The sequence below is a fragment of the Scytonema hankhaensis NUACC26 genome (assembly GCF_045865695.1).
Taxonomy (GTDB): Bacteria; Cyanobacteriota; Cyanobacteriia; order Cyanobacteriales; family Nostocaceae; genus Scytonema.
The window spans coordinates 24,145-49,964 of record NZ_BAACAP010000173.1 but is presented as its reverse complement, the minus strand read 5'-3'; the positions used below and the strand labels follow the sequence as shown (position 1 = coordinate 49,964).

Annotated in this window: 18 protein-coding genes; 11 read left to right on the top strand and 7 right to left on the bottom strand. The window is 43.4% G+C overall.

Features of this window, described 5'->3' with window-relative positions:
- Positions 1 to 34 precede the first annotated feature (34 nt).
- The 3 genes from ACKTT2_RS15395 to ACKTT2_RS15385 form a co-directional block, all read right to left on the bottom strand.
- Positions 35 to 1,273 (bottom strand): di-heme oxidoredictase family protein, encoded by a 1,239-nt coding sequence (locus ACKTT2_RS15395; protein WP_407888336.1) that lies wholly within the window; start codon positions 1,271 to 1,273, stop codon positions 35 to 37.
- A 124-nt stretch (positions 1,274 to 1,397) separates the two neighbouring features.
- Entirely contained in the window at positions 1,398 to 2,429 is a 1,032-nt protein-coding gene (locus ACKTT2_RS15390) for a WD40 repeat domain-containing protein (RefSeq protein ID WP_407888334.1), read from the bottom strand.
- Between the two features lie 121 nt (positions 2,430 to 2,550).
- Positions 2,551 to 3,144: a ferric reductase-like transmembrane domain-containing protein gene (locus tag ACKTT2_RS15385; protein WP_407888332.1), complete on the bottom strand. Its 594-nt coding sequence runs from the start codon at positions 3,142 to 3,144 to the stop codon at positions 2,551 to 2,553.
- Positions 3,145 to 3,622: 478 nt separating this feature from the next.
- Between ACKTT2_RS15385 and ACKTT2_RS15380 the strand changes: the two genes are divergently transcribed.
- Positions 3,623 to 3,757, top strand: coding sequence for a hypothetical protein (locus ACKTT2_RS15380; protein WP_407888330.1), 135 nt, complete (start codon positions 3,623 to 3,625; stop codon positions 3,755 to 3,757).
- 140 nt (positions 3,758 to 3,897) lie between these two features.
- Here the strand turns inward: ACKTT2_RS15380 and ACKTT2_RS15375 are convergent, their stop codons facing one another.
- Positions 3,898 to 4,092, bottom strand: coding sequence for a hypothetical protein (locus ACKTT2_RS15375; RefSeq protein ID WP_407888328.1), 195 nt, complete (start codon positions 4,090 to 4,092; stop codon positions 3,898 to 3,900).
- 347 nt (positions 4,093 to 4,439) lie between these two features.
- Between ACKTT2_RS15375 and ACKTT2_RS15370 the strand changes: the two genes are divergently transcribed.
- The 3 genes from ACKTT2_RS15370 (at position 4,440) to iscB (ending at position 9,240) form a co-directional block, all read left to right on the top strand.
- The gene (locus ACKTT2_RS15370; protein ID WP_407888326.1) at positions 4,440 to 6,968 is read left to right on the top strand and encodes a sugar phosphate nucleotidyltransferase; all 2,529 of its coding nucleotides are present in this window, start codon (positions 4,440 to 4,442) and stop codon (positions 6,966 to 6,968) included.
- A 72-nt stretch (positions 6,969 to 7,040) separates the two neighbouring features.
- A complete protein-coding gene (locus tag ACKTT2_RS15365) occupies positions 7,041 to 7,703 on the top strand; it encodes a Uma2 family endonuclease (protein ID WP_407888324.1) in 663 nt (220 codons plus the stop codon).
- 223 nt (positions 7,704 to 7,926) lie between these two features.
- Positions 7,927 to 9,240, top strand: a complete 1,314-nt coding sequence (iscB, locus tag ACKTT2_RS15360) for an RNA-guided endonuclease IscB (RefSeq protein ID WP_407888322.1) — start codon at positions 7,927 to 7,929, stop codon at positions 9,238 to 9,240.
- Between the two features lie 626 nt (positions 9,241 to 9,866).
- Here the strand turns inward: iscB and ACKTT2_RS15355 are convergent.
- Positions 9,867 to 11,201 carry an ABC transporter ATP-binding protein gene (locus ACKTT2_RS15355; protein WP_407888320.1) on the bottom strand — a complete coding sequence of 445 codons (1,335 nt, stop codon included), beginning with the start codon at positions 11,199 to 11,201 and terminating at the stop codon, positions 9,867 to 9,869.
- Between the two features lie 182 nt (positions 11,202 to 11,383).
- The gene (locus tag ACKTT2_RS15350; RefSeq protein ID WP_407888318.1) at positions 11,384 to 12,676 is read right to left on the bottom strand and encodes an RNA-guided endonuclease InsQ/TnpB family protein; all 1,293 of its coding nucleotides are present in this window, start codon (positions 12,674 to 12,676) and stop codon (positions 11,384 to 11,386) included.
- Between the two features lie 24 nt (positions 12,677 to 12,700).
- Between ACKTT2_RS15350 and ACKTT2_RS15345 the strand changes: the two genes are divergently transcribed.
- From ACKTT2_RS15345 to ACKTT2_RS15335, 3 genes are all read left to right on the top strand, one after another.
- The gene (locus tag ACKTT2_RS15345) at positions 12,701 to 12,985 is read left to right on the top strand and encodes a hypothetical protein (RefSeq protein WP_407888316.1); all 285 of its coding nucleotides are present in this window, start codon (positions 12,701 to 12,703) and stop codon (positions 12,983 to 12,985) included.
- Between the two features lie 726 nt (positions 12,986 to 13,711).
- Positions 13,712 to 14,254, top strand: coding sequence for a single-stranded DNA-binding protein (locus ACKTT2_RS15340; RefSeq protein ID WP_407888314.1), 543 nt, complete (start codon positions 13,712 to 13,714; stop codon positions 14,252 to 14,254).
- A 312-nt stretch (positions 14,255 to 14,566) separates the two neighbouring features.
- Positions 14,567 to 16,447 (top strand): ABC transporter ATP-binding protein, encoded by a 1,881-nt coding sequence (locus ACKTT2_RS15335; RefSeq protein WP_407888312.1) that lies wholly within the window; start codon positions 14,567 to 14,569, stop codon positions 16,445 to 16,447.
- A 218-nt stretch (positions 16,448 to 16,665) separates the two neighbouring features.
- On the opposite strand, the gene ACKTT2_RS15330 is transcribed toward ACKTT2_RS15335, so the two are convergent.
- Complete coding sequence (locus ACKTT2_RS15330; RefSeq protein ID WP_407888310.1) at positions 16,666 to 16,869, bottom strand: DUF2283 domain-containing protein; 204 nt, start codon at positions 16,867 to 16,869, stop codon at positions 16,666 to 16,668.
- Positions 16,870 to 17,011: 142 nt separating this feature from the next.
- Between ACKTT2_RS15330 and ACKTT2_RS15325 the strand changes: the two genes are divergently transcribed.
- The 4 genes from ACKTT2_RS15325 (at position 17,012) to ACKTT2_RS15310 (ending at position 25,572) form a co-directional block, all read left to right on the top strand.
- Entirely contained in the window at positions 17,012 to 18,058 is a 1,047-nt protein-coding gene (locus ACKTT2_RS15325) for a chemotaxis protein CheB (protein ID WP_407888308.1), read from the top strand.
- A 103-nt stretch (positions 18,059 to 18,161) separates the two neighbouring features.
- Positions 18,162 to 20,021, top strand: coding sequence for a CheR family methyltransferase (locus ACKTT2_RS15320; protein ID WP_407888306.1), 1,860 nt, complete (start codon positions 18,162 to 18,164; stop codon positions 20,019 to 20,021).
- Positions 20,022 to 20,220: 199 nt separating this feature from the next.
- Positions 20,221 to 21,543, top strand: coding sequence for a sensor histidine kinase (locus tag ACKTT2_RS15315; RefSeq protein ID WP_407888304.1), 1,323 nt, complete (start codon positions 20,221 to 20,223; stop codon positions 21,541 to 21,543).
- A gap of 78 nt (positions 21,544 to 21,621) precedes the next feature.
- Positions 21,622 to 25,572 carry an ATP-binding protein gene (locus tag ACKTT2_RS15310; protein ID WP_407888302.1) on the top strand — a complete coding sequence of 1,317 codons (3,951 nt, stop codon included), beginning with the start codon at positions 21,622 to 21,624 and terminating at the stop codon, positions 25,570 to 25,572.
- Positions 25,573 to 25,820 lie beyond the last annotated feature (248 nt).

Genomic DNA, 25,820 nt, shown 5'->3' with positions numbered 1-25,820 from the left:
CCACAAGATAGATAATTTATTTCTTGAAAATCCCTTAAAAGCGACTGGGATCGTCATCAAGTGCGAGCAAGAAATTAACTAGGTCTGCTTGCTGCTGTGGACTAAACCCAGCTTGTTCATCCACATAGAAGTCATGACCCGTACCATCAAGGTTACTACGTACCAAAGCAGGGTTAGCCTTATTAGCAGCGATGACTAAAGCGCGAAGTTCCCTGTCTACTAAAGCACGCAAACTGCTCGCAGCATCAGCAGGTTTGGTTTGGCTAAGGGTACCAGTCAGTCCTAACCCACTAGGGTCAACAACAGTAAAACTGCCATCCTTTGCAAAACTTAAACTTCCCGAACCCACTGCTACACCACCGTCATGTAGATATGGCGCACTTAAATAAAGACCTCGTAAAGAAGTTGTTTTGTAACCGCCATTTGGTAATATCCCTTGGGGTAAAGTCGTGGGAGTCTCAGAAACATCCTCTGTTGGGACATCCAGCACTTGGGCGTTGGCAGGTATGGGAACAGGAGTATCAAGGGTGTAGATTTGAGGTTTCACTAAGAACTTATTTAGCCCTAAGCGGGACTGAGCACGGGCTGGGTTAGTACCAATGTCATCAACAGGATGAATTTTGTTGTCAGTGAAGAAGGGTGGAATGTGACACGTTGCACAGTTTGCTTGCTTAAACACTTTTGCCCCTCGGATAACAGAACCGCTTTTCAACGCTCGCAAGTTTTCTTCAGTGCGGTTAGCAGGTGGAACTAAACTATTTTGAAAAGCAGACATGGCGTTATTGGCAAACAGGAAAGTGCCACTGGCAATGTCATCAGGATTTCCACTATTTGGGCTAAAAATCAAACCATTGTACGTAAATAAACTGGGTTGTAAGTTTGGATAATCTCCCGTATTTGGAGCAGTGACTCGATCTTCTAATTCTGCTTTTGTAACGTCTGGTGCAACTTTACGGAGCCATTCTGAGGGTTTTACGGGTTCTCCTGCTGGTAAACGGAGCTTGGGGTCGGCTGCGTTCTGAAGAATTGTACCTAGATAAACTTCTGAGTCAATATTCAAAACTTTTTCGCTTAATTGGTAAGCTGCCAACAAGTTAATTTCGGAAGAGTGAACTCCATTGTTGATAGCACTGAGTCCAGCAAATGGACTTACTACAAACTGCCCATCAGCTCCATAAGGATTTGATTGAAATGTGAAGAGACTGGGAATTTGGGTAGTGTTGTTAATGCTATCTGGCAAACTCTCGAAATGACCAAAAGGTACATCTAACACGGCGTCGTCGAAAGCTTGTTCAAACTTTTGAGGATCTGGTAATTGTACCGTTCGACCTTGGCTGTCAATAATAGTTTTGCCGTTCCCTTGATATTGTGGGTCTAGAGGGTTGAAACAATGGATCTTAAAGATTGTCAGTCAAGTTCCAAATCTTAATCGTTTCGTCAGCACTACCACTAGCAAGAGTGCGATCGCTCTTTGGATTAAAAGCTACACTCCAAACTGCTTTCTCATGCCCCGAAAGAGTTTTTAACAATTTCCCATTTTGCACATTCCATAACTTAATTGTCTTGTCATAACCACCACTAGCAATTGACATTCCATCGGGGCTAAAAGCAACTGACCAAACTGCACCAATATGTCCGTTAAGAGTGTGTAATAACTTTCCTTTGTCTAAATTCCATAGTTTAATTTTTCCTTCATAATCGCTACTAGCAAGAACTTTTCCATCTCGACTAAAACTCACAGATGAAACGGCTTTTTCGTGTGCGGCTAAGGGAGTTTCTAGCTGCCCAGTAGTTAGATTCCAGATCGTAATCTTTCCGTCTTCAGTCCCACTTGCAACAAGTTGTCTATTTGGAGAAATTGCAACTGTTTGTACTGGATATTGGTGATTTAACGTGCGAATTACTTTACCAGTTTTCAAATCCCATAATTTAACTGTTCTATCCCAACTTGCAGAAGCTAAGGTTTTCATATCTGAGCTAATAGCAACAGAGTCAACATTGTCTGAGTGTCCAGTTAATGTACGAATTAATTTACCGTTTTCGAGATTCCATAATTTTATTCTATTATCCCAACTACCACTAGCAAGAACACGTCCATCGGAGCCGATCGCAAGGGATTTTACCGCATCCCCGTGACCGTCGGTTGTATCGCCTTTGATGGTATAAAGTAATTTGCCAGCTTGTTGATTCCAAATCTTAATAGTACCGTCATAACTACCAGAAGCTAGAGTTTTGCCATCTGGACTCATTGCGATCGCATAAACCCAATAAGAATGCCCTTTTAGAATTTTATAACCTTGAGAAGCAGGCGCACACACTTCGAGCTTTGATTGAGAAAGTGATTTAGACCAACTAAATCCAACAACACCTATTATAGCGCTTATTGCGATCGCTACTGACACTTTCTTATAAATCAATTTTTTTATCATATAACAATTCTTTTATACTTAAAGTAAAAATTTTGTAACCCATCATATATAAATTCCTTGCACACTTATTTACGAAAACTCAAAATTTACCGATCGCTGGTCACTGGTCACTGGTTACTGGTCACTGGTCACTGATTACCGATCGCTGATTAAATTTACTTTCTGGTAACATAGTTACTGCAATTTTTTTCTGTTGTTTTTGTTTTGCAGAAAAGTATTTAACCCAATAATGCTTATAAAGAAATAAAACTGAGACTCCCGATATTGCTGTAAGTCCAATAGGCGTTAAATACGTCCAATGTCCTGACATCTTGTCCCAAATATGCCAAGTAATTAGAAACATAGCAAAATAGGTAAGTTGGTGTAGTTTCTTCCAGTTTTTCTTAAGTTTTTTGACACTCCAGTTGTTGGAGGTAATTGTTAACAGGGCAAAAATTATGAAAGTAGCTATACCCTGAATATAAATCCAAGATGTTTTCAAATCAAACAAATCAATATTTCTTTGTTGAATTAATGGAAAACTATGAAACACGGAAAAAACGAAAGCTAAAATACCAATCGAACGCCGATGCTTAAGAAGTACTTGAGGAATTCCAGTTTCTTTTGTCTGAGGAAATACGATTCTCAGAATTGTGGGAAGCAGTGTGAGAATATAGCAAGTTAATGCCAAGAAACCTAGAATATGAGCCTGTAAAGGCATATCCATTGTTATCATAGTAAATCTCCTAATATTTTCTTGAAGAAGACAGCCCTGGGAAATCATGAAAAAGCCCTCACCCCCAACCCCCTCTCCCATTGGGAGAGGGGGCTTTTAAGCCATTCTGAATTTTGTATATATTTCTTTCTTCTTACTAATAGGTGTCAGCAAAGTCCCTTTATGCACTTGAGGGATATCGGACTTACGCAAAGCCCCCCTTATTAAGCTGTGAACCCTCCAAAACTTTGTTGACAAGAAGGCTCTTGGTTCAATATATAAAATTACCTTTAACTGTGTCGTCCGCTAAAAGTTGAAACTTTTACACAGTAGAATGATTGATAAACTTGTGCATCTCAATATTGAAGATTGGCTACAACTAAAGTTGGAATCCAAGCTCAAACTCCAGAACGTTTGCTCCTGTTGTCGTTGTCAAATTAGGGCGCTTGAGAATGGGTAAGAGAAATGCCGCCGTTGCCTAGACAGGATACTGGCTAGGATGAGCGCAGTTTACAACAAAGATGGTCAACTGACGCTTGTAATGTTTGTAACAGATCTAGACGTAGGGGCGCAAGGCATTGCGCCCCTACAAAATCTGTGTGTTGCATTCTTTTTTCAACTTGACGTAACATAAACATTGTTCGCAAGTTACGATCGCGCTGACTCTGTTGTGACAGAAACAGTACAAGGAATCTGGGTTTGAGAGAAAAGAACCGCCAAAGAAGAACTCTCTTGAGTTCCAGCAATCAACCAGATATGTCCTGTGAGATCGGCTTAACTTTTTCCTTTTAATGCCTTTCTAAAGTTTTGACGATAGGACTTACTTGTAGTAAATAAAACAGGCCACATTAAAGCTAAACTCACACGATTGGGCAAAGAGCGCTGAAAGTTAGTGCGCTCAAAGCCATTCCAAAACTTCCACAGACCAAGCCCGTATCCTACTACCAATATCAAACTGACTAATTCCATTTATACAACCCCACTGATACTCTATCTTAAAAAATTCGAGAGAATTAAGTATAGGCTAGTTATGTTATTTACTACACTACCATTCTTAAGACTATACTGACATTTTATCTTAAGATAAGAAAGCGATCGCCTTGCCGTCTAACTTTTAAAATCACAGTTAGTCAAAGGAATTCCGTATATCTTGATTTTGTACTAATAAACAAGTTAGTGTGACGGGTAGTTATCCCTATTTCCGATTGGATGCATAAGCGCGAAAGTTCCTTAAACTAAGAGATACATAAGATAGATAAAGAAATTATCTTGTGGGTGTTGAGGTAGCAAGTCGTGCAAACAGCTAAGGAGGATTTATGCGTGCAGTTCTGATGGCAGGGGGTTCTGGAACACGGCTTCGTCCGCTTACCTGTGACCTACCCAAACCTATGGTTCCTATACTCAATCGACCTATTGCGGAACACATCATTAATTTATTAAAACGGCATCAAATCACAGAAGTTGTTGCCACACTCCATTACTTACCCGACGTTCTACGAGACTATTTCCAAGACGGCAGTGACTTTGGCGTACAAATGACTTATGCCGTAGAAGAAGACCAGCCTCTGGGGACTGCAGGTTGCGTAAAAAACATTGCTGAACTTCTTGATGACACCTTTTTAGTCATTAGCGGAGATAGTATAACAGATTTTGACTTAACAGCAGCAATTGAATTTCACAAACAACAGAAATCAAAAGCCACTTTGATTTTGACCCGCGTTCCCAATCCTATTGAGTTTGGGGTGGTCATAACTGATGAGGAAAGTCGAATTCGACGATTTTTAGAAAAGCCTTCTACTAGTGAAATTTTTTCCGATACTGTGAATACTGGTACGTATATTTTAGAACCCGAAGTTTTAGAATACTTGCCAGAAAATCAAGAAAGTGATTTCTCAAAAGAGCTATTTCCACTTTTACTTGAGAAGAACCAGCCGATGTATGGTTACATTGCTCAAGGCTATTGGTGTGATGTTGGACACTTAGATGCTTATCGAGAGGCTCAGTACGACGCATTGCACGGCAAAGTTCAACTAGACTTTGCTTACAAGGAAACTTCTCCTAGAATTTGGGTCGGTCAGAATACTCACATTGACTCCACAGCACAAATTGAAGCCCCAGCAGTTATTGGGGACAATTGCCGTATTGGCGCAAGAGTCGTTATTGAATCGGGAACTGTTCTTGGCGATAACGTTACCGTCGGTTCCGATGCCAATCTCAAACGCCCCATCATCTGGAATGGAGGTATTATCGGTGACGAAGCTCATCTATCAGCCAGCGTTATTTGTCGTGGTGCGCGTGTAGACCGTCGCGCCCATGTGTTGGAAGGTGCGATCGTTGGTTCGCTTTCTACTGTAGGAGAAGAAGCCCAAATTAGCCCATTTGTCAGAGTTTGGCCTAGCAAAAAGATAGATTCAGGAGCAATCCTCAACATAAACTTGATTTGGGGAAATACAGCCCAACGCAATTTATTTGGGCAACGTGGCGTACAAGGATTGGCGAATATTGACACTACCCCAGAATTTGCTGTTAAGTTAGGAGCAGCTTACGGTTCTATCTTAAAACCGGGATCTCGCGTGACAGTTTCTCGCGACCAACGTAACGTTTCTCGCATGGTCACTAGGTCGTTAATTGCGGGTTTAATGTCAGTCGGTGTTGATATTCAAAACTTAGATGCAACAGCCATTCCCATCACTCGCACGGTTATCCCTACCATGTCAGTTGCGGGGGGTATTCACGTGCGAGTCCATCCAGACCGCCCAGACTACATCCTGATTGAATTCATGGATGCTAAGGGAATTAATATTTCCAAAGCTTTGGAGAAGAAAATTGAGGGGGCTTATTTCAAGGAAGATATGCGGCGATCGCAAATTCATGAAATTGGTGATGTTGCCTACCCCAGCCAAGTCATGGATCGATATTGCACGGCTTTTGAAACATTACTACACGTTGACACAATTCGTAACAGCCGAGCAAAAGTCGTCATTGATTACGTTTATTCCGTTTCAGGAGCTGTATTGCCACAAATGTTAGACAACTTTGGGGCGGATGCAGTAGTCCTCAATGCCAGTCTCAATAAAAACGCCATGTCAGCTACCGACCGCGAAGCCCTCTTAACACAGTTAGGTCATGTGGTCGAAGCATTAAAAGCCAACTTTGGCGTTCAAGTTTCAGCTAATGGAGAACAACTCATTTTAGTTGACGAAGCAGGTATGCCCATTCGTGGCGAAATGTTGACAGCCCTGATGGTAGACATGATATTAACCGCTCAACCGAGGGGAACAGTTGTCGTACCAGTTCACGCTTCCAGTGCTGTAGAGCAAATTGCCCGCCGTCATGATGGTAGAGTGATTCGCACAAAAGCAAACCCCACAGCATTAATGGAAGCATGCCAGAAAAATTCCAATGTTGTCTTGGGCGGTAGTGGCGACACGGGATTTATTTTTCCCCAACTGCATCCCGGTTTTGACGCCATGTTCTGCATTGCCAAACTCATTGAAATGCTCACCATACAAGAGCGTTCTTTAACCACCGTCCGAGCCGATCTACCGCGTGTCATTCACAGAACGTACACAGTGCGTTGTCCGTGGACAGCAAAAGGAGCATTGATGCGCCACTTAGTAGAAACCCACCCAGCCCAGAATTTAGAATTGATTGACGGAGTAAAAATCTGTCAACCCTACGATGATAGTTGGGTATTAGTCTTACCCGATGCTAGCGAGCCAATAGTACACTTGTACGCAAATAGCCACGATCGCGATTGGGTTGATGATTCATTAAGACAATACCGCGCTCGCGTACAAGCCTTTGTAGAAAGGGAGCAAGAAACTGTGGCTGCACAAGTGTAAGAATGTCATTTGTCATTTGTCATTTGTCATTTGTCATTTGTGTTAACAACTAACCACTAACAACTAACAGTTATGTATACAACTTCCAAACTACCACCTTTAGAAAGTGGCGATCGCTTAACGCGCTACGAGTTCGAGCAGCGCTACGCTGAAATGCCTCATATCAAAAAAGCTGAATTAGTTGAAGGAGTTGTATACGTGGCTTCACCAGTAAGGATTAAAAATCATGGTAGACCTCATGCCCAAATAGTTGGTTGGTTAGTAACATATAGTGCTGCTACGCCCGGTGTAGATTTGGCTGACAATACTACAGTACGCCTTGATGCTGATAATGAACCCCAACCAGATGCCTTACTGAGGTTAGAACCAGAAGCTGGAGGAAATTCTCGGATCGGTGATGATGATTATGTTGAAGGAGCGCCAGAATTAATTGTAGAAGTAGCTGCTTCTAGTGCATCTTATGACCTCAAAGACAAGTTGAATGCTTATCGTCGTAATGGTGTACAAGAGTACATTGTTTGGCAAATTTACGAAAATCGTGTAGATTGGTTCCGTCTCGAAGAAGGACGATACATTCCTTTAGAACCAGATGCCGATGGAGTGATTCGCTCTCAAGTCTTTCCTGGATTGTGGTTAGCAGTTTCAGCTTTAAGAGAAGGGAATGTAGCAGAAGTTTTAGCAGTTCTACAGGAAGGATTGCAAACACCGGCGCGTCAGCACCCCGTACTAAAGTGACGGGGCTTCATGCCTCAGCATTTTAGTTAGCTGACCAGTTTAAGTTCTTAACTGAACTACGTTATTGGCAAGAGTTAAAGTTCTCACCTACAGATGCGTAGCCAGTTTGTAGCCCTGAAACTGAGTAATTAAACAGATTTACGAGGGGTAAATCAGTGTTACTTGGAGAGTACCGACCAATAACATTAACGAGGCTAACTTTACCCAGCAATGGACGGACTTTATGTCCAAAGTTTTTGTAATTGATATCAACAAAAAACCACTGAATCCTATTCATCCAGCACAACCAAGGCAGTTGTTGCGAAACAAAAAAGCAGCAGTATACCGACGCTTTCCTTTCACTATCATTTTGAAAGTGACTTTCACAACACCTGTCCAACCTTTAAGATTAAAAATTGACCCTGGTTCTCAGATGACAGGTATAGCAATAGTTAACGATTCTACAGGTGAGGTTGTATTTGTAGCCGAAATCAAGCACCGAGGTTTTGCAATTCGAGATTCTTTGAATTCTAGAAAACAACTAAGAAGAAGTAGAAGAAACCGAAAAACCAGATATCGTCAACCACCATTACACGAATGGTTTAGGAAAGGTAACAAACAACCGTGTCCAAAACAACGTCATGCGGGTTGGTTAGCTCCTAGTTTAAGGAGTCGCATTGACAACATAAAAACTTGGGTTGAAAGATTGCGTAAAGTCGCACTAATTGAAGCAATCTCTCAAGAATTAGTACGGTTTGATATGCAATTAATACGTAATCCGAATATTCAGGGAAAAGAATATCAACAGGGAACGTTATTCGGTTACGAAACTAGGGAGTACTTACTTGAAAAGTGGAACAGACAATGTGCTTACTGTGGTATCAAAGATGTTCCACTTCAAATAGAACACATTCACTGTCGAGCTAAAGGAGGAAGTAACTCAATAACAAACCTAACCTTAAGTTGTGAAAAATGTAATCTCAAAAAAGGGACAAAAGATATCAAGGAGTTTCTCAAAAAAGACCCTACAAGGTTAGAGAAAATTTTAAAGCAAGCCAAGCAACCACTTATAGATGCAGCAGCAGTTAACACAACGCGATTTGCATTACTTGAAGCGCTAAGAACAACCAATTTACCAGTAGAAACAGGTAGTGGAGGTTTGACTAAATTCAATAGAACCCAACAAAGTATACCCAAAACTCACTATTTCGACGCTGCTTGTGTTGGTCAATCAACTCCGATTCTAAATATCAAAGGAGTTAGACCTTTGCTAATTACAGCTAATGGTTACGGAACAAGACAAATATGTCGTACAGACAAATATGGCTTTCCCAATCGTCACTGTTCCAGAACTAAATTTCACTTTGGTTTTCAAACTGGTGACATTGTTAAAGCAGTTGTCACTACTGGTAAAAAAGTTGGTGAATATGTTGGACGCATCGCAACTCGTGCAACAGGAAGTTTCAATATTTCTACCAAAGCTGGACTAATTCAAGGAATCTCACACAAATATTGCAAACGAATTCATGCAAAGGATGGTTACAGCTATGAATTTTAGAGAAGTTAGACGGCAATTAAAATTGCCCCTAAAGGGTTCGGCAGTCGCTTCCTCCCTTGGGAACCCCGGCAACGCGCTGCCTCACCGCGTCGTGCTTCCTCCACGAACTAAAGTTGCGTGGTTTCCGCACTCCCGGAGGCTTTTAGATGAAGAGTTTGTGAAAAGAATTAGTGGTTAGTTGTTTCTCTTGTGGTGCGAAGAGCAGCGCCGTGCGGTGAGACCAGTCCTGCAGGCGGGTTTCCCGCGCCCTGGGAACTGGCGAACCCGGAGGGGGGTTCCCCTTACAAGGGTAGGTATTTTACTTTCTCATTAAGGCAAGACCTGGTAGACAAGGCGGACAAGATGACAAGGGAGGATAACCGAATATAATTGGCTCTAGAGGGTAACCTAACAGACTCTAACTAGACCATGTATACGTAGAAAATCTTCCTTGTCTACTTTCCTTCTTGTCTTCCTTGTCCGACCTCCCTTGATTTGTAAAAAATCTACCCTTGTGAGGGGGGGTTCCCCCCGTTGAGGCGACTGGGGGGCGTCCCGCCCGCCACCAGTATAAGACGGGCGAGGACGCCCGTCCCACAAGATGATAATTTATTTCTTGGAAATCTCTAACTATTACCACCAACCAATCACAAAAATATTGCCTCTTCTGTTTCTGGATCGAAAAAGTGAATTTTTTCGGGTGTTATAGATAACCAAAGTTGTTCGCCAAAATTGATAACTCGGTCTGATGGAACTCGGACTTGTAACTCATTGGTGGAAAAAGCAGATTTTTGAAAATTGGGGTCGAGTATTTTTGTGGCAAGATATGTATCGTTGCCCAGATTTTCCACCAACTCGACTTTCACAGGTAAATTTTTGGTTGCGGCTACGCTTAAAATTAAATGTTCTGGACGAATACCTAATATGAGGGTTTGACCATCATATTTTTGTAAGGCATTTCCCCAAACGTCAGGTAGAGTCTGGCGGAAATCTCCATTAGTAATTAGTAGGGGTGCATGAAACTCTATGTGAATAAAATTCATTGGTGGCGAACCAATAAATTCTGCAACGAAGCGGTTGGCAGGATGATTGTATAATTCTAATGGGGATGCAACTTGCTGTAGCTGACCTCGATTGAGAACAGCTATGCGATCGCCCATTGTCATTGCTTCTGTTTGGTCATGAGTTACGTAAATTGTTGTTACACCCAATTGACGTTGTAATTTAACAATTTGAGCGCGAGTTTCCGTGCGGAGTTTTGCATCTAAGTTAGAAAGCGGTTCATCCATCAAAAACACTTGAGGATTCCGTGCAATTGCTCGTCCTAGAGCGACTCTTTGCCTTTGTCCTCCTGAAAGTTGTTTGGGTAAACGATTCAGTAAAGCTTCTATTTGTAATAACTGAGCAACATAACGCACACGTTTATCGATTGCCCGTTCTTTGTCAGAAATATATCTTAGCCCCTTCGGTAAATTCTTAGTTACTCCCACTAGGAAATCGGCGATTGGCGATTGGCGATTGGCGATTGGTTGTAAGCTATTCTCCTGAGTTTTCCCAGTCCCTAGTCCCCAGTCGCTATTCCCCAACTCTCTACGCCTTAATCCAAAAGCAATGTTGTCATATACTGTCATGTGAGGGTAGAGAGCATAATTTTGAAATACCATTGCAATGTCGCGCTCTTTTGGAGGAAGATCGTTCACTAAGCGATCGCCCACCCAAATATTGCCACCTGTAAGAACCTCCAATCCAGCAATTAACCGCAAAAGAGTGCTTTTCCCACAACCCGAAGGTCCCACAAGAACCATAAATTCACCATCTGTCACCGTCAGGTTAATTCGCCGTAAAACACCCGCATTATCCGAACGGGGAACCGCATCACTGCTTTTATCTGGTATTGTTCTTGGTTGAGTGGGCGATGCAACACCTTCCCCTTTACGAGGAGGAAAACTTTTATAAACGTTTTCTAAAACAACTTGCGCCACGAGTTTTAAATATTTGAATATACAGTTAACGGTCAACAGTCAATGGTCGTATTATCAAATACCAGTGAACTACCTACACCGCCTGAATACAGGTCGGTGTAGGCTTCTGGTGCATTCTTAATACTCCCAGAACTTCCTTCGAGGTACTATTGGTAGTAGAATCAGCTACTACCGGATTCCCTCTACGGCGTTTTATTGTTGGGAACCATCCTGTGCCCAACACGCTTTAAATTGATAGCGGCATTAATGTCGCGGTCAACCCAAAGCAATTCTTTTTCGTCCCAGTACTCGCGTAGATCGCAATCAGTGAAGATAAATTCATCACGATACGCGAGCAATTGAGATGTGTATGCAGGTTTTACTGCTATTACCCTAGCCCCAGCTTTTGAAGCTATGTATTCTAGGATTGTAAAAAACTGTCCAAAAGCGGCATCGTTCCAAGATTTGTTTAGTCCCGATTTAGCACTTTGACCATTTGGAAGATAAGTCCCGTTTTCGTCTTGTTTAGCTTTGTTCCGTTTTGACAAAGCCTTAAGATTTAAATCTTCATGAAGAAAAACTTTTTTATTTGTCCGAACTACTGCATGAGCCGTCTTAAATGCATGGTCTTTCCTTGCTCTGGCAATGCGTTGATGTTCTCGCGCTTCCGTTTTAGCTAGTTTACGGCGTGCCAAGAAACCTTTTTTCTTGGCGGATTTACGGTTAGAAACTCTAGCCAGACGTTTTTCAGACTTTCTGAAAGACTTTAAAGAAGGTAATTTGGTATTCTCTGAAGTTGCCAAATAATCATCCTCATGCAGAACTGCGTCCAAGCCCAGAGTATTGTCCCATGTTGGGACTATTTCATCTGGTGTGAAAACAGGTACATTCGGGTCTTCTAGACAAATTGTCAAGTACCACCCATCAGCTTTCAATGTCAACAAAGCGTTTCTCAATACAAAACCATTGGGTAAAGGTCGATGTAAGCGTACTTTTACCCAACCTTTTAGCTTTGAAATTGATAAAAATAACCAGTCTTTTTCAATTCGCTCAATCGTTATAGCTTGTCCCTCAATCCTCATAGTACGATAGCGGGCCGCATTCTTAAAACGTGGCTTTCCACTACGTTTTCCGTTGCTATCTCCTTGAATAAAACGAGAAAAAGCCTTATCTACTCGCCTACTTACATCTTGCAATGTTTGCGAAGGAACACGAGAAAAGTCTAGCAATTCTCCAGAATGACCTACTTTAAACAAGTCTTCTTTTATAAACGGAATTTGTTTCTTTTGAGAATAGAAATCTGGATGGTCTCGTAGTTGTGGTAACGGACAACTGATTATTGAACAAGCGTCAATGCGACTTCGGTTATTTTCCCACCAATCAAATCTATCGCCTAGTTGCTTGTTGTACCAGTATTGGCAAATTCGCAACCAAGTATTTAGTTCTAGTTTTTGGTTGGTATTCGGTTGTGCTCGATACTGATAGTTAAGCAACATTACAATCACCTCCTTGTTACAACTATGTTAACATCAAAGAGAGAACACTGGGGGTACATTATGAAAGATAAATCATTAAAAATCAGGATATCGTCAAGAAGATTAAATAAGCTACAATTATACGCCGCACAGGCAGACAAAACAATGACTCAAGTGATGGAAGAACTTATAGACTCTCTGCCCCAACCACAGCAAATTGGTAATCAAGTGAGCCAGCGCGTTGCCGGGGTTCCCCCGGTTGAAGCGACTGGCGAACCCGTAAGGGTTGCTATCCCCACTCACAGCTGGACCGACGGTCAACATAGGTGAGCAGCGCGTTGGGCGGCTCCGCCGACTTGAAGCGACTGCTCACCCGTAGGGTCGGGGGATGCAACTTGATTACCCCAAAATTCATCTCATCACTCAGTCCGTAAGGACGAGTGATGAGATGAATTTTGGTTTTAGCTAAAACGTAGTAAATCAGGGTCAATCGTAGCATTTAAAACTATTGGCACCAATTTGAACAAAGAATGCAACAGATAGTTGGCTCAAACTAAGTCTAGGCATGACTTTCTCAATCCAACATTCACGCATCTAAAATCCAAAATGGTATGACCAGTGACAGCGCCAATAATACACCGAATTTTCATTATTGGGGAGATTTTTCCAACGCTACTTTGTTTTAAGAGCAGCACAATATGGTACAATCATACTAATCAAGTGTCAAATGCTATGCTTGTCAAGCGGAGATAGCGAGCAGTTTTACAGTTGTTTGCGACAATCGCTTGACTTTTGTGCTAGAAAAGTAACGCACGACAACTATAGCATTTTCCAGTCTAGTGAGGTACAGATTTATCAGCGTCCATCAGCTACAGGCTGCGGTTAATTTTTTCTTCTCATACCTCACGAATGTGGAAATTGCCATTACCAGAAATTAATTGTGTGTTGCGTACAATACTTATAAAGACGGACTAAATGACAGCATCTTTATTTCATAGTGTTTTTACATATGTCTGTTAACTTTTACAATAGCTTTGATTAAGGAGGATTTATTACATGAACATTTGTCTTTTGATGGTAGAAATTATCCAAGAACCACAATTGCGTCATACACCAGATGGATTAGAACTTGCCGAAATGATAGTACAGTTTCAAGGATTGCGAGCAGAAGATCCTCCCGCAACCTTAAGAGCAATAGGTTGGGGCAATTTAGCCGAACAGATTCATCAAAATTATCATCAAGGCGATCGCGTTCTCATAGAAGGACGCCTCAGTATGAATACTATACCGCATCAGGAAGGATATAAAGAAAAACGAGCAGAATTGACAGTACAAAAAATTCATTCTCTAGGAACGGGCTTTGACATGAGTTCGTTACCGCCTGTTACTAGAACATCTCCTGCACCTGAGGCGTCTGTACAATCCACTCCTAGTTATAATTCTCCAGTATCTAAATCGAATCCAGTCAGTAATGGATCTAGCGTATCCCCTCAAGATGACTTCGACGAACAACCTATACCCCAAAGTAAGAATTTCGAGCGCAACACTTATTCAGCTCCTGCAGAAGAAGATTTTGGTGGCGATGACATTCCTTTCTAGATAACATCTCGTGCATAATAGTAAGTCTAGTCGTTCAACTCGTTCCCAGTCTCCGCCTGGGAATGCAAGTCTAGTCGTTCAACTCGTTTCCAGGCTCCGCCTGGGAATGCATTTTTAGAGGCTCTGCCTCTCGTTTTATACAGGAGGCTCCGCCTCTTAAGACGGCATTCCCATGCAGAGCATGGGAACGAGGGCGACACAATAGAGCATGGGAACGAGGGCTAAACTCACCATTAACAATTAACCATTACCAATTTAAAATTAACTGCTAAAATCCAAATATTTATAAGCAACGCTTTAAACCCGATCGCTATGAGAAATACTATTCTGGATGTTCGCAATCTGCAAGTTGAATTTGTGGGTGATATCAAAGTTGTCAAAGCTGTGGATGGTATCTCTTTTGAGTTGCGCCGAGGAGAAACTCTGGGAATAGTGGGGGAGTCGGGAAGCGGAAAATCAGTGACGTCTCTGGCTGTGATGGGTTTGATACAAAATCCGGGCAGGATAAATGGGGGTGAAATTTTGTTTAGTCCCCAAGAAAATAGCAAGCCTATAGATTTGCAGAAGTTGTCTGGCGAGGAGATGCAACTTCACAGAGGTGGCGATATTGCTATGATATTTCAAGAACCAATGAGTTCTCTCAACCCAGTGTACACTATTGGGTTTCAGTTAACAGAAGCTATTTTACGACATCAGAAGATATCACCCGAAGAAGCAAAACGTCAAGCGATCGCACGCCTGCAAGAAGTGAAGTTGCTTCCTAGTGATGAAGCATTGCGGGAACAGTATACAGAAACTTGGAAAACTTCTGTTGCATCAACTCCTAATGAGCAAAAGCTGATACAGTTGGTCAAACAGCATAAAGAATCGATTCTAGAACGTTATCCTCACGAACTTTCTGGCGGTCAATTGCAAAGGGTTATGATAGCTATGGCAATTTCATGTAACCCATTACTATTGATCGCTGACGAACCAACAACAGCGTTAGATGTGACGGTTCAAGCAACAATTCTTGAGTTATTGCGGGAATTGCAGCAACGCCGCGATATGGCAATGATTTTTATCACTCACGATTTGGGGCTGATTGCAGAAACAGCTGACAAAGTTGCTGTGATGTATAGGGGCAAAATTGTAGAACAAGGTGCTGCAACACAAATTTTTGCTAATCCCCAACATCCTTATACTAAGGGCTTAGTTGCTTGTCGCCCTACCCTGAACCGCCGCCCTCACAAACTTCTGACAGTTTCTGATTATATGCAAGTAGAAGAAACGCCTACAGGAGAGGTGGTGATACAGCCCAAACAACCAGCTCAGCCAAAAGAAGTCACGGTTGAGGAATTCTCTCAAAGATTAGTTAATTTGGAACAACAGCAGCCTTTATTGCAAGTCCGCAACTTAAAAGTGGGTTTTCCTATAAAGGGGTGGTTTGGCGGTACAAAAAACTACAACATGGCAGTGAATGGAGTTTCCTTTGAGGTGAAAAAAGGGGAAACTGTAGGATTGGTGGGAGAATCTGGATGTGGCAAAACCACTGTTGGGAAAACCTTGCTACGATTAATTCAACCGATGAGTGGGGAAATATTGTTTGAGGGACGAGACGTAACGCATTTTCAGGGGAAAGCTTTGCAAGAGTTGCGAAGGGAAATGCAAATTGTGTTTCAAAATCCTTTTAGCGCCCTCGATCCTCGCATGAAGGTCGGGGATGCAATTATGGAGCCTTTGGTGATTCACTCTATTAATAATAGTAAGCAGCAACGTCGCGATCGCGTAGCTTATCTTTTAGAAAGAGTGGGTTTGAGTGCAGATGCTATCAATCTCTATCCTCACCAATTTTCTGGAGGACAGCGTCAAAGGATTTGTATTGCCCGTTCTTTAGCGTTGAATCCTAAGTTTATCATTTGTGATGAATCCGTTTCTGCCCTTGATGTATCGGTACAAGCGCAAGTTTTGAATTTGCTTAAAGAATTACAAGATGAATTTGGGTTGACTTATATCTTTATTTCTCACGATCTCAGTGTAGTAAAATTTATGAGCGATCGCATTTTAGTGATGAATCGCGGTCAAATTGTTGAGCAGGGTACAGCCGAGACAATTTATCGAGAACCTAAAGAAGAATATACCCAGAAACTCATTGCGTCAATTCCTACAGGTAGTCCCGAACGAGTGCAACAACGTCAAGTGAAAGCCTCTTAAATTTACTTCACCCCTCACTCGATCCCAGGCTCCGCCAGGGAATGCCTTTCTAGAGGCTCCGCCTCCCGTCTCTCGCTCGGTAGAGCCTCTCCGTCTGCATTCACAAGCCTTGGCACCAGATCGAGAGATTACCGAATGAAGCGTGTTTTTGCTTTGCCCTATGCCCAACTTTACATGAGTGCATTTATTTTAGTTTAATTACTTAACTTTCACAAAAATTAGAATTTTTCATCAATTGAGTATTCAACATTACGTGGATTGTCCATTCGCTTGGAAGCATCTATAATTTCCAATCCTACTAAATTTCCAGATTGGTCATAATCAAAAATAACACCTGGTTTCTCCTCATCACTTTCTTCTATGGGCATATTGCTCCAAATAATTCTCAAAATATCAACTTCAGGAGCGTAGGTAATTTTCATGCTAAAAGACATATTTATTTGTCTGGCAACTACTAATATAATAAGTTACATAAAAGTTAGGTAAATTAATTATCCGGCTTTGCTAACATAAGCTTAAGCAGTGTAGCGTGACTCTGCTATGAAAAACAAGGAGGAATAAAAAATGCCCGGACACGACATTGTTGTTGTCGGAGCATCGGCGGGCGGAGTCGAAGCACTGAGTGTCTTAGTGAAAAATTTGCCACAAGACCTGAATGCTGCTGTACTAGTAGTCTTACACGTACCTAGCCACAGTAGTAGCGTTTTACCCCGCATTCTTGAAAGAGCCGGGAACTTGCCAACCGCGCACGCTCGAGATGGCGAACCCCTGTTGCTTGGACGAATTTATATTGCCCCACCAGATTATCACTTATTAGTCAAACCGGGAACTTTACAACTTACGCGAGGCCCAAGGGAAAATAGTCATCGTCCTGCAATAGATCCCCTGTTTCGTACTGCTGCAAGAGCATACGGGGGACGAGTCATTGGTGTAGTATTGACAGGTAATCTTGATGATGGTACGGCAGGATTAAAAGCAGTAAAAATACGAGGTGGTCTAGCTGTTGTTCAAAGTCCCGATGATGCATTGTATGCGGGAATGCCGCGCAGTGCGATTGAGAATGTAGATGATATTGACTATATTTTGCCACTCTCACATCTACCAAGTAAATTGGTAGATTTGGTAAACACGCCAGTGGAAGTTGTGGGAGAAAATCCTATTCCAAAGGAGATAGTATTTGAATCTGATTTAGCAGAGATGAAGATGGCACAACTTCACAACGACGATAAACCGGGCAAGCCATCCCCTTTTGGTTGTCCTGATTGTGGTGGTACTCTTTGGGATCTGTCTCAAGGGGATTTGTTGCGATTCCGATGCCGCACGGGTCATGCTTTTTCTGCAGCAACGCTCTTAGCAAAACAATCTGATGCTTTAGAGGATGCATTGTGGAGTGCGCTTAGAGCATTAGAAGAGAAAGCTTCTCTAGCAAATCGTATGTCTCGACGAATGCGCGATCGCAACCAAACTCTCTCGGCAATAAAATTAGAAGAAGAGGCAAAAGATGCTCAAAAGCGTGCTGCTATCATTCAAGATGTACTTCTTACGGGCGATGGTATAACAAAAGATAAAGATTTATCTTCTTTGAGCCTAGATGAACAAATTGAGGAATAGTTAAAAGTTTGCTGCATTCTAAGTCTTTTTTCCTACTATATTTTTTATTAAAATGATAGCTCAATATCGTTTGGCTAAACTTTCATAAAGTATAAAATATAGCATGAGTAGCAATGAACCCAATCCTAACTTGGAAAACTTATTAGAATATATCAAACGCAGTAGAGGATTTGATTTTAGCGGTTACAAACGCACAAGCCTAAGTCGTCGAATACGAAAACGTATGCAAGCGCTCGATATAGAAAACTATTCTGAGTACTTGGATTACTTAGAAGTACACCCAGATGAGTTTGTCGAACTATTTAATACAATCCTGATTAACGTTACGGCTTTTTTTCGAGATGTACAAGCTTGGGAGTACATAGCAAACGAAATTATTCCTCAGATTATAGCTAACAAACACCCGAGCAAACCCATCCGCCTGTGGAGTGCTGGTTGTGCTTCTGGGGAAGAAACCTATACCTTAGCAATTTTGCTAGCAGAAGCACTGGGAATGGAACAGTACACAGCGCGAGTGAAGGTATTTGCGACGGATGTGGATGAGGACGCTCTCAATATTGCTCGTCAAGCACACTATAGTGCTAAAGAAGTGCAAAGTGTTCCCCCAAAGTTACAAGAGAAGTACTTTGAGCAAGTGAATGGTCGCTATGCTGTTCAGAAAGAGTTACGTCGCTGCGTAATTTTTGGTCGTCACGATTTGGTTCAAGATGCACCTATTTCCAGAATTGATTTACTAGTATGTCGGAATACTTTAATGTATTTCAATACTGAAACTCAAGCTAAAATTCTCGATCGCTTTCATTTTGCTCTCAACGATAACGGCTTTCTCTTTTTGGGGAAAGCAGAAATGTTGTTTAGTCGCAACCATTCATTCACTCCGTTAGAATTACGACAACGGGTATTTATTAAAGTTCCAAACGACAACTTGCGCGATATGCTATTAAACATCGCTCATACTAGCAGGCAGCAAGCTGTTCCAGAAATGGTCGATCGCATACGAGTTCATGAAGCAACTTTTGAAATCGACCCCATTGCCCAAATCGTTGTGGATCTCAATGGCATAGTTATCCTATCTAATGCTGAAGCCCGTAACTTATTTCATCTCAACCCCAGGGATTTAGGTCGTCCTTTGCAGGATTTGGAGCTTTCCTACCGACCAGTGGAATTGCGATCGCGTATCGATCAAGTTCGTACCAGTCGTCGCGGGATCTTATTAAAAGACATTGAGTGGAGTACGTCCGACAGAGGCATAAAATATTTGGACATACAGATCGTGCCTTTGTTAGATGATAACACTGACGAGCTATTAGGTATAAAAATTATTTTTGCAGATGTTACCCGCTTTAAAAATTTACAGCAAGAACTAGTACACGCTAACCAAGAATTAGAAACCGCTTATGAAGAACTGCAATCTACTAACGAAGAATTAGAAACCACTAACGAAGAACTCCAATCGACTGTAGAAGAGTTAGAAACTACCAACGAAGAACTTCAATCTACAAACGAAGAACTAGAAACCATGAATGAAGAACTGCAATCCACGAATGAGGAGTTGCAGACAATGAATGAAGAACTACGCCAACGCAGTGAAGAACTAAACAGAGTCAATAGCTTTTTGGAATCCATTCTCACCAGCCTTCGTGCCGGAGTTGTTGTTCTCAGCCCCGATTTACATATTTTAATATGGAACCGGAAATCTGAAGATTTATGGGGTTTGAGGTTTGATGAAGTTTTTTCCAAACACTTGATGAGTTTGGATATCGGTTTGCCGTTAGAACCAATTAGAGCCCCAATTCGGTCTATTATAAACGGAGAGTGCGATTATCATGAAGTGGTGCTAGACGCAAGAAACCGTCGAGGTCGAGCTATTCAATGCCACGTCATTTGCACTCCCCTGTTAGTCGCACGAAACAACATTCAAGGCGTCATCCTATTGATGGAGGAACGCGAACAAGAGGAATAGTCCCAAAAGGTGAAAAGTGAAAAAAAGTTTTTTTCTTGGCTATGACATCTCATTGTTTTATCATCAGGAGGATAATATAATCAGAAGAAGTAACCAAGATTTATTAGAATCGCGATCGCACTATTAACCTAGTAGATAGATTCAATCTCTTGAGGAGATAAGTATCTTTACAGTGGAGGAGAGGACAAGAGGAAAGCCCGTGAATCTGGAAAACTTTGGTAGGCAAGTTCATGAGGTGCGCCGAAACACCCAGCTTCTACATCACCGTGTCAGTGAATCGCCAGAAGGACAACAAGACCTGTTAGCTGAGGCTTTCGAGGAACTTCGGACTGCTTTGGAAGAACTGCACGTAGCAGAGGAAGAATTGCGTCAGCAAAACGAGCAGTTGGCAATAGCTTTTCATCAAACAGCAACAGAACGCAAACGGTATCAAGAATTATTTGATTTTGCTCCTGACGGTTATCTGGTAACAGATGCTCAAGGAAAAATTTTAGAAGCGAATTATGCTGCAGCGCACTTGCTAAAAATCTCTAAAAACTTTCTGATAGGAAAACCACTTGTTAGCTTTTTTCCCTCAGAAGAGCGTCGAGCTTTTCGATATCAATTACAACGCTTGTTTGATATGGAGGGAATGCAGGAGTGGGAAATTAGCATACAGCCTCGTCAAGGAGATATATTTGATGCTAGCCTGACAGTAAAAACTATACGAGATAATGAAGGAAAACCAATCGGGTGGCGGTGGCTGCTCAGAGATATCACATCTCGCAAACAGGCAGAAGAAAAACTAAATAAAATTCAAATTCAAAATTTAAAACTACAGGAAGTGTCTCTGTTTAAATCCCAAATGTTAGCAGTTATATCTCACGAACTGCGTACACCAATGAATATTATTTTGGGATTTTCTCAACTGTTGTTGCGTCGCTACTACCATCTGTTACCACCAGAATTAAGAGAGATGGTGGAAAAAATTGTTCAAAGTGGCAAGCATCTTTTAAAGCTAATTGAAGATATATTAGATTTTTGTAAACTGGAAACAAGTAAGCTTGAGTTAAATCTACAAGAGGTGAATTTTGTAGAGTTAGTCACAAGAATCGTAGAAGAGTTGAAACCTCTAGCAGAACGAAAAAACTTAACTTTGATTCTACACTCAGAACTAAAAAATCCCAACATTATTAACGATCGCGATCGCTTACAACAGGCGGTTACTAACTTGATAACTAATGCGATTAAGTTTACAGAAACAGGCGGCGTATTTGTAGAGATACAACAAGTCAAAGGGGATCGCTTGGTGTTAATGGTGAAAGACACTGGTATTGGTATTCCCGAATCAGAAGTAGCACACATTTTCACAGAATTTTGGCAAGTCGATAAGTCTACGACTCGCAAGCAAGGAGGTGTCGGATTGGGATTAGCGATCGTAGATAAGTTAGTACGATTAATGAAAGGAACCATCACAGTTGAAAGCAAACTAGGAGAAGGCTCAACTTTTCGAGTAGAATTACCAATGAGCAGTGAGCAGTAACCAGTGACCAGTGACCAGTGACCAGTAACCAGTGACCAGTGACCGAAAACACTCACAGGAGGTTGGGGTATCGGTGCCATGCAGCGACAAGAGCCACAAAGAACTACACTCAATGACGTTTTGATTACTGAGGAGTTATCTTGGCGTGCGCCCCGGTCTCCAAACTGGCGTTCTCAAGCTATGGCAATGCAATCCCTGGCACAGCAGATGGCACGTGCTCCAGAAACGCTACTGCCAACTCTGGTGGAGATGGCGCGAGAGCTATGTCAGGCTCAAACAGCAGGTATTAGCTTGCTGACGACAACTGTTAATGGGGAAGCAGTCTTTGGCGCTGACGTGTTGGCAGGAGAGTTAGAACAGTACTTTGGTAGCACTACAAAACGCTTTGAAAGTCCTTGTGGAGTTTGCCTTGAACGTGGTACTCCCGTGCTATATGCTTATCCAGAACGTTATTTTACCGATCTACAGGCAGCAAAGATTCCCATCGTTGAAGCATTAATGCTACCGTTGATTGCGGATAATCAAGCCCTGGGCGTTATCTGGATTATGTCACACTTCGGACAACGGTCATTTGACAGTGAAGACGTGCGGGTGATGACAAGTCTAGCAGACTTTAGTGTTGCTGCACTCCGGTTGAATCAGCGACAAACCCAGGACAAACAGGCAAAGCCCATGGCAGGGGGGATGTATGACTCAAGCGAACAGCAGGCGGAGATTGCTTTACGCGAATCTGAAGCCCGTTCGCAGGCTTTGATTGAGAATCTGCCCGGAGGGGCTATGTTTGTCGTCGATCGCGATCTGCGGTACTTGCTGGCTGAAGGAGAAGCGTTGTCCGGTGCTGGATTCAAACCCGAAGACCTGGTTGGGCGCACCATTTTCGAGGTGCTGCCGCCTAAATTGGCAGCGTATTATGAGGCGTTTTACCGTCGGGCGCTGGCTGGTGAGCCGTTTGAGCATGAGCACAACGCCCACAATCGCTCATTCATCTCACGCGGAACGCCGTTGCGTTCGACCGACGGCGAAGTTTATGCAGTACTTGCTGTTTCCTATGACATTAGCGAGCGCAAGCAAACCGAAGCTGCGATGGCAACAGACTTGCAAGATATGCAACTGTTGCACGACCTAAGTACAAGGCTCGTCGCCGAAGACGACATTCAGACGCTTTATCAAGAGATTGTGGCAACCGCGATCGCACTCACGCAGGCGGATGCTGGCTCCTTTCAAGTTCTCGATGAAGCGACGCAACAATTGATGCTGCTCGCCACGCAGGGCTTCGAGCGAGCGATGACCGAGCATTTCCAGCGCGTTGACGCGGGTTCAAACACGCCTTGTGGCAGGGCATTGGCAGCAGGCAAGCGCACCTTTGTTGATTTTGATGTGCCTGAGAGTGACGACCCCGACAGCTCTGGGCGACTGCATACAAACGCGGGGTATTTCTCTGGTCAGTCCACTCCGCTCATCACTCGTTCGGGCAAACCGATGGGCATAGTTTCAACCCACTGGCGCAAACACCATCGACCGAGCGATCGCGAACTGCGGTTTCTCGATTTACTGGTTCGTCAAGCTGCCGACTTGATTGAGCAGCGACAGGCAGCAACAGCCTTGCGCGAATCGGAAGCGCGTTTCAGGAGCACGTTTTTCAATAATATGGTGGCAATGGGCGTTTGGACGACGACTGGCGACATTACCGACGCGAACGATGCGCTGCTTCATTTAATTGGCTACACCCGCGCAGAACTCGAAGCCGGAAGTATTCGTTTGACTGAGCTAACGCCGCCCGAATACCAAGATCGGGACGAACAAGCCGTAGCCGAAGTCGAGGCGGATGGGGTTTGCACGCCGTATGAAAAAGAATTCATTCACAAAGACGGGCATCGGATTCCGATTTTAATTGGCGGCGGACGCTTAGACGATCGCACTGAGGTGGGCATCTTATGTGCCTTTGACTTAAGCGCTCGCAAGCGGGCAGAAGAAGCGATGCGTGCGTTTTTTAGTAACGTTAGTCATGAGTTTCGTACCCCCCTGACCCTGTTAATCAGTTCTATTCAAGAGACCTTGAGCGATCTTGCACATCCTCTGACTCCTGGCCAACAATCGCAACTGCAACTGGCGTATCGAAACGCGATTCGGCTGGTGAAGCTCGTCAATACCCTGCTTGACGTTTCACGCATTGAAGCGGATCGCATTCAGGCAGTTTACGAGCCGACCGATCTGGCAACCTTTACGACAGAACTAGCGAGTTCATTCGAGTCAGCCATCGAGCAGGCGGGCTTGCAACTGGTGATTGATTGCCCACCCCAAAGGTCGCCAGTGTATGTCGATCGCTCTATGTGGGAAAAGATCGTCCTCAATTTGCTCTCCAATGCGTTTAAGTTTACCTTTGCAGGCGAGATTACAGTCCGTTTGACATCGACTAGCGACTCTGTTAAGTTAACCGTGCAAGACACGGGCATTGGCATTGCAGTCGCACAACTGCCTCGCTTGTTTGAACGGTTCTACCAGGTGAAAAAAGCCAGGGGGCGGAGCTTTGAAGGATCGGGGATTGGCTTGTCTCTAGTCCAGGAGTTCGTCAAACTGCATGGCGGCACGATTCAAGTTAGCAGTATTGAAGGGGAAGGCAGTTGCTTTAAGGTATCCATTCCAACCGGATTAACTCATCTCCCCCCCGAACAGATTGGATCGCATCAAACCCTAACCTCAACGGCAACAGATGTAACTGTCTATGTAGAGGAAGCATTAGGTTGGGTATCAGAAGAAGGGACAGGGGAACTCGGGGTCCCCTCTGGGGATAAGGGGCAATGGGGACAGGGGACTGGGAAAAAGCAGGGAGCAGGGGAGAAAAACTTCCTCAATTCCCAATCCCCAATCCCTAGTACCCAATCCCCAATCCCTAGTACCCAATCCCCAATCCCCCGCATTCTCCTGGTGGATGACAACGCGGATATGCGTGCCTACCTGAAGCGGTTGTTGAGCGAACGATGGCAGGTGGAGACAGCAGCCAATGGAGCGATCGCTCTGGCCCAAATCCAACAACACCCTCCTGACCTGGTACTTAGTGATGTGATGATGCCAGAGTTAGATGGGCTGCAATTGCTGAGAGCGTTACGGGCTGACCAACAGACCAAAAGTATTCCTATCATTTTATTGTCGGCACGGGCAACAGAAGATGCAACGCTCGAAGGTTTGACAACGGGAGCGGATGATTACTTGATCAAACCTTTCTCTGCCCGCGAACTGATGGCGCGGGTTGAAACTCATCTCCAATTAGCACAAATGCGCTTTGAGCGCTCCGCTAACCGCTTCAAGAATGAGTTTCTCTTGACCGTAACCCATGAACTGCAAGTCCCCTTGGCTACGATTCTCGGTTGGTCGCGCTTATTACAAAACAACTCGGTTGACCCAAAGACAAGGACTCGTGCGCTCAAGGCGATTGAGCGTAATGCTAAGGTTGAAGCCAAACTGGTGCAAGATTTGCTAGATATTGCTAGCATACTAGGAGGCAAGTTTCAATTACAGCTTCAAAAAGTCGATCTCCCGTCCCTAATCGAGGATGTTGTGACCTCGCTGCGTCCAACAGCTCGGACAAAGCAGATTCAACTATTTGAAACTTTGCTCGATCGCACAGCGACGGTCACTGTTTTTGGAGATCCTCCTCGTCTCAAACAAGTTATTGCTCATTTGCTATCCAATGCTATCAAATTCACCCCCGAACAAGGACAAGTCAACATTCGGCTAGAATGCTTTGGCTGTAATGCGGCGATCGCCGTTACTGATACTGGCATTGGCATTTCTCCTGATTTTCTCCCCCATGTCTTTGAACGCTTCACTCAGGCAGAGGTGCCCAGCCGTCATTCACCCGGAGGAGTAGGCATTGGGCTAGCAATCTCCCGTCTGTTGGTCGAATTACACGGCGGTACAATTGAGGCAGCGAGTCAGGGAGTTGGAGGAGGTACAACGTTTACCGTCAAAGTGCCGTTAATGACTTGTACCGAATTAAACAATTATGATTTACCATCAGCAAAGGCGTAAAGACGAGCCAGTGTGTTGCGGGGGTTTCCCCCCAACCCCAAAGGGGACCCCAAAGCCCCCCGTTGAAGCATCTGGCGTCGCAAAGAAGTCTGCTGAGGTTTTATGATAACTAATTTGCCGGACATATAGCGGTTTTCAGTTGGCTGCAATACATGAATAATAGTCTTGTGGAACGTCTGTCCCAGACGTTTTAGGTGGGCAAGATGCCCGCCCCACAAGAACTGTATTGGATTCAAGTGAAAAGCGCT

What these genes read in the sequence shown, in the direction of transcription:
- ACKTT2_RS15310 (WP_407888302.1), top strand. Translation starts at nt 21,622, where the DNA reads ATGCAGCGACAAGAGCCACAAAGAACTACACTCAATGACGTTTTGATT.
- ACKTT2_RS15340 (WP_407888314.1), top strand. Translation starts at nt 13,712, where the DNA reads ATGAACATTTGTCTTTTGATGGTAGAAATTATCCAAGAACCACAATTG.
- ACKTT2_RS15390 (WP_407888334.1), bottom strand. Translation starts at nt 2,429, where the DNA reads ATGATAAAAAAATTGATTTATAAGAAAGTGTCAGTAGCGATCGCAATA.
- ACKTT2_RS15345 (WP_407888316.1), top strand. Translation starts at nt 12,701, where the DNA reads ATGTTAACATCAAAGAGAGAACACTGGGGGTACATTATGAAAGATAAA.
- iscB (WP_407888322.1), top strand. Translation starts at nt 7,927, where the DNA reads ATGTCCAAAGTTTTTGTAATTGATATCAACAAAAAACCACTGAATCCT.
- ACKTT2_RS15325 (WP_407888308.1), top strand. Translation starts at nt 17,012, where the DNA reads ATGCCCGGACACGACATTGTTGTTGTCGGAGCATCGGCGGGCGGAGTC.
- ACKTT2_RS15320 (WP_407888306.1), top strand. Translation starts at nt 18,162, where the DNA reads ATGAGTAGCAATGAACCCAATCCTAACTTGGAAAACTTATTAGAATAT.
- ACKTT2_RS15365 (WP_407888324.1), top strand. Translation starts at nt 7,041, where the DNA reads ATGTATACAACTTCCAAACTACCACCTTTAGAAAGTGGCGATCGCTTA.
- ACKTT2_RS15370 (WP_407888326.1), top strand. Translation starts at nt 4,440, where the DNA reads ATGCGTGCAGTTCTGATGGCAGGGGGTTCTGGAACACGGCTTCGTCCG.
- ACKTT2_RS15330 (WP_407888310.1), bottom strand. Translation starts at nt 16,869, where the DNA reads ATGAAAATTACCTACGCTCCTGAAGTTGATATTTTGAGAATTATTTGG.
- ACKTT2_RS15335 (WP_407888312.1), top strand. Translation starts at nt 14,567, where the DNA reads ATGAGAAATACTATTCTGGATGTTCGCAATCTGCAAGTTGAATTTGTG.
- ACKTT2_RS15375 (WP_407888328.1), bottom strand. Translation starts at nt 4,092, where the DNA reads ATGGAATTAGTCAGTTTGATATTGGTAGTAGGATACGGGCTTGGTCTG.
- ACKTT2_RS15385 (WP_407888332.1), bottom strand. Translation starts at nt 3,144, where the DNA reads ATGATAACAATGGATATGCCTTTACAGGCTCATATTCTAGGTTTCTTG.
- ACKTT2_RS15350 (WP_407888318.1), bottom strand. Translation starts at nt 12,676, where the DNA reads ATGTTGCTTAACTATCAGTATCGAGCACAACCGAATACCAACCAAAAA.
- ACKTT2_RS15380 (WP_407888330.1), top strand. Translation starts at nt 3,623, where the DNA reads ATGAGCGCAGTTTACAACAAAGATGGTCAACTGACGCTTGTAATGTTT.